At 39.2% G+C, this 3,880-nt stretch carries 6 protein-coding genes; 4 read left to right on the forward strand and 2 right to left on the reverse strand.

The window, feature by feature from the left end:
• The first annotated feature begins 115 nt into the window (after positions 1–115).
• On the forward strand, positions 116–355 hold the full coding sequence (locus VB740_RS36125) for a hypothetical protein (RefSeq protein ID WP_323204608.1): 240 nt from the start codon (positions 116–118) through the stop codon (positions 353–355).
• Positions 356–421: 66 nt separating this feature from the next.
• On the opposite strand, the gene VB740_RS36130 is transcribed toward VB740_RS36125, so the two are convergent.
• The gene (locus VB740_RS36130; RefSeq protein ID WP_323204609.1) at positions 422–853 is read right to left on the reverse strand and encodes a biotin carboxylase; all 432 of its coding nucleotides are present in this window, start codon (positions 851–853) and stop codon (positions 422–424) included.
• A gap of 135 nt (positions 854–988) precedes the next feature.
• On the opposite strand from VB740_RS36130, the gene VB740_RS36135 reads away from it, so the two are divergent.
• The 3 genes from VB740_RS36135 to VB740_RS36145 all read left to right on the forward strand — a co-directional run bounded on the left by VB740_RS36135 (position 989) and on the right by VB740_RS36145 (position 2,474).
• Complete coding sequence (locus VB740_RS36135; RefSeq protein ID WP_323204610.1) at positions 989–1,600, forward strand: hypothetical protein; 612 nt, start codon at positions 989–991, stop codon at positions 1,598–1,600.
• A 72-nt stretch (positions 1,601–1,672) separates the two neighbouring features.
• Positions 1,673–1,972 carry a DUF1778 domain-containing protein gene (locus VB740_RS36140; protein WP_323204611.1) on the forward strand — a complete coding sequence of 100 codons (300 nt, stop codon included), beginning with the start codon at positions 1,673–1,675 and terminating at the stop codon, positions 1,970–1,972.
• Positions 1,956–2,474, forward strand: coding sequence for a GNAT family N-acetyltransferase (locus VB740_RS36145; RefSeq protein ID WP_323204612.1), 519 nt, complete (start codon positions 1,956–1,958; stop codon positions 2,472–2,474). The genes VB740_RS36140 and VB740_RS36145 overlap by 17 nt, the downstream gene beginning before the upstream one ends.
• A 16-nt stretch (positions 2,475–2,490) precedes the next feature.
• Here the strand turns inward: VB740_RS36145 and VB740_RS36150 are convergent, their stop codons facing one another.
• Positions 2,491–3,693, reverse strand: a complete 1,203-nt coding sequence (locus tag VB740_RS36150) for an alpha/beta hydrolase (RefSeq protein WP_323204613.1) — start codon at positions 3,691–3,693, stop codon at positions 2,491–2,493.
• Positions 3,694–3,880 lie beyond the last annotated feature (187 nt).

A 3,880-nucleotide genomic window follows, 5' to 3' on the forward strand; every position in this document is an offset into this window, starting at 1 on the left:
CGCACCCTACAATACTTAACTTTGTTCAAAAATCAAATAGTAATCCTATAGCAATTGTGTTATTGATTTTGGCGCAGGCCACTCTGTTTATGAAGATGATCAGCTTTTTAGGCGAGTGCAACAAGTTTTAAAGCCATATCTAAATGTCGTGTTGATTCTTCCTTCTCCAGATTTAGAAGAATCTATCCAAATCCTTAACAAACGCAACGGTGGTATTGTTAGTAATGGATTTGATTTGAACGAACATTTTATTAAGCACCATTCAAATTACGATTTAGCAAAATTCGTTGTTTATACAAAAGGTAAGTTACCTGAAGAAACCCGAAACGAGATACTTAAAATTGTAAAACTTTAAAATTGATTACTTGTTCTAAGATTATGAAGTGCCTTTTTTAGAAACGTTACACCTCCCAAATTGGTATTACTTACGCACTTGGCCGCTAAATCCAGCGGCTTTGAACTGCTTCAGCTTCAACGGAGTAGGCTGATTCGCAGGTACAGAAATTCTCAATTCAAAATCGCTAATGCCAGGTGGAACCTCAGCAATAGAACCTAAGCGAGTGCGGTTTTGCATTACCGAGTCATTGTTGGCATCATAGATGCGTCCAAAAATATCTGCGTCGTAGACTGTTTTGTAAGTGCCATTTTCTGCTTTGCCAATGACAAGAAAACAATTAGCAGCCGCGCTACCACTACTGATAACAGCCCCTTGTGCTAGTTCTGGTGGACAATCTTTATAAGAAACGTCAAATAATCTAATCTGTGTAAGTGCTACAGCAGGGGGAATGATCACCCACGATAGAAAGGTGATGAGACAGGAAATACAAACGACCGTGAGTGAGCGCAAGCGCATAAAAGACTCCGTGACTTAATCTAACAATATGTAACTTATAATCTCAGCTTACCTGACTTTAACTACAAGGGATTGAAGACTTTTATTTAACCTTTGTAATAATTAGGGAAATAAACCCTCAATTGCTATTAACTTATGACTCCAGATGAGATTGAAGCATCTATGCTCGCAGCCTTTAATGATTGTGATGCAGCAAGCTGTCCTCTCACTGACACGCAGAAAGAGATATTACTGCAAGTCGTGGAGCAAATTCAGGGAAATTCTACCTCTAGAGCGTCAGCTATTGCTAATCCCTTAGACGAACTTACCCCAGAGGAGTTAGAAGCATTTTTACAGTTTGTTAAGGATGAAGAACAACTCAACCGCACTTGGAAAGTGCAATTACTCAACGACTGGCTATTAGAAAATGACTCTGGAACAGTACAATTTATTCGGCAACGCTATGGTTTACAGTGGCTGAATCGTGTAGAGTCATATCATTTTGATAAGTATTCTTATTTTGAGGATGCACTAAAGCTAAGAATAGGCGATCGCATTGAAGTTTCCAATGCACTATGGGAATGGGTGCAAGAAGATGGCCCTTGTAAGCGCGAATGGTTTCCCTGTATGGTGATTAAGATCGAGGAAATTAGCAACGGTGACGATACCTCTACTAACTGCGTCGTCCGCTTCTTCAACGGCGCTGAGTATGCAATTCAAGGAATCTACGAATGGAATCGCTATAACTGGCGCTGGCCTCAAAAGTAGATATTGAAATATTTTTAATAGATACGGCATAATGCCGTATAGACTTTAAATATAGACTTATATTTGTGTTTTATGAGTGATAAAAACTTGCAACAGACAGCTCGATTAGAAGCACGCGTCAATCCTGAGATAAAAGCTCTATGGCAAAAAGCTGCGGATTTACAGGGAGTCACCTTGACGGATTTTGTCATCGCCAGCGTTCAGGAAGCAGCTTACAACGTTATACAGCAGCATCAAACACTCAAGCTAAGTTTAGAAGATGCTGAAGCTTTTGTAGAAGCTCTGCAAAACTTACCGAAACCTTCCGATTCTCTCATCGCAGCAGCTTTACGTTACAAACAAATAATCCAAAAAAATGGTGTTAACGATTGAGTTGCTAGATAGTAAAAGGCATAACCGCTCAATTTTTGCTTGTGGAAATGATAGTTTAGACACCTATATAGTTAAATCTGCATCTCAAGACCTGAAGAAAAAAGTCGCTACAGTGTTTGTTTTGATTGACTCTCCAAGCATGGATATTATTGCTTATTACACTCTTTCAACTTACACAGTAGATATTACTAATTTAGATAAAACCTTTACCAAAGGTTTACCTCGCTATCCTTTGCTGCCAGCTATTTTACTCGGTCGTCTTGCAGTTGATAGCAGTCGTCAAGGTCAAGGTTTAGGAGGAGTGATTCTGATAGATGCTTTGAAGCGTGTCCTAAAAGCTACAGAGCAAGTTGCATCCGTTGCAGTAATTGTAGAAGCTATAGATGAAAAAGCAGTTAACTTTTACCAAAAATACGGTTTTCAACAATTTAAAGAACATTCGTTCAAGCTTTATCTACCTGTTAAAGCGATTGAGGAACTTTGTCTAGGTTTTGAAATTTAAATGTATGTTAATAAAATTATTGCTTGAACAACGCCCACGCCAAAAACCTCTCGGTATGATATAACGCTAATTGATTGCTTACACCATTAAAAACGGCATCAAAAGCATGTTCTGCCCAAGGAATTTCTAGAAAAACCGCAGTATTACCAGAGCCATGTAAACGTTCGTACATTTGTTTGCCAAATCGCGCTTCCACCAAATGGTCACGACTGCCGTAAATTAATAAAGTTGGTGGTAAAGGGTGCGTCAGATAATTTATCGGTGAAGCAATTTCATACTGATTAGGCAATTCTTCTAAAGAACCACCCATAAATGCTTTTAAAATAGCGCGGGTATTAATAGGATCGGGAAATGGCGGTGTTTTGTATCCTCCAGGTAAGTTAACAGGGCCGTAATAATTCACTACACCACGAATGGGTGGTGCATCTGGTTGATAAGCAGCTAACATTGCCAGATGCGCTCCCGCAGAACGCCCTAAAAGTACCATACGTTCTGGATCGGCTTCATATTCTGCTGCATGTTTGCGAATAAAATTCAAGGCTGTACGCACATCATCTAACTGGGCTGGAAACCGATATTTAGGTGCGTGCCGATAGGCGATCGCAAATACCGTATATCCCTGATGAGCGATATACTGATTAAACTCAGAATTGGCATGAGGATTACCATATTGCCAAGCTCCACCATAAATTACTACCACTGCTGGATATTTACCTACCTCTGAGGGTTGATAAACTTCCATTTTTAAAGGCACTCCCGCAGGAGAAGCAAAGAGAATATCTTTTTGATGACGGGTTTTCGCTAGTCCAATACCCCCAAAAAAATTAACTAAATCAAAAGAATGCGTTTGCATCTTTGCCCTGACTTGGACTGGAATTTGCTGTAAATAATTTGCTCCCAATCCTTGCTTCATTGCTTTATCCATCTGCATTTGAGTGAGTGGAATATTCACTAGCACCGATGCACAAATGAGTAATCCTATGAAGCTGAAAATACAAGCTGAACGTTGTAATTTACGGCGACGGATGTAGAAAAAAGAAAGTAATAAAAAGAGTAAATTGAATAAGAATAACCAAGGGCTAACTTCTGGCGCTCCCACTGCTAAGGTGAGTAAAAACATATTTGGAGCCGGAAGAAGAATCCAAGAACTGAGAAATAGACTTGCAAAACTTAGTAAAAATACAAGCCATGATAAAACTATTTTGGGTTTGGATAACATAAATCAAATAGCGGTAAATAACGTCTCTAAAGAAGTATAATTTATCCGCCAATGCTACGGTTTCCCCATAGTGAAGTACAAATAATCGTAGGTGCACAACATGTTCATACGTGTCAACTTAACGTAAAAGCTATGTCCCGCAAGGAACTAAAGTTCCTTGCTAATAGCGAAAGTCTTCTTTTGATGA

The sequence above is a fragment of the Nostoc sp. UHCC 0251 genome (genome assembly GCF_034932245.1).
Classification (GTDB): domain Bacteria; phylum Cyanobacteriota; class Cyanobacteriia; order Cyanobacteriales; family Nostocaceae; genus Nostoc.

Bases quoted from the DNA above. Each gene is read 5' to 3' on its own strand.
- VB740_RS36130 (WP_323204609.1), bottom strand. From the start codon at position 853: ATGCGCTTGCGCTCACTCACGGTCGTTTGTATTTCCTGTCTCATCACC.
- VB740_RS36135 (WP_323204610.1), top strand. From the start codon at position 989: ATGACTCCAGATGAGATTGAAGCATCTATGCTCGCAGCCTTTAATGAT.
- VB740_RS36140 (WP_323204611.1), top strand. From the start codon at position 1,673: ATGAGTGATAAAAACTTGCAACAGACAGCTCGATTAGAAGCACGCGTC.
- VB740_RS36145 (WP_323204612.1), top strand. From the start codon at position 1,956: ATGGTGTTAACGATTGAGTTGCTAGATAGTAAAAGGCATAACCGCTCA.
- VB740_RS36150 (WP_323204613.1), bottom strand. From the start codon at position 3,693: ATGTTATCCAAACCCAAAATAGTTTTATCATGGCTTGTATTTTTACTA.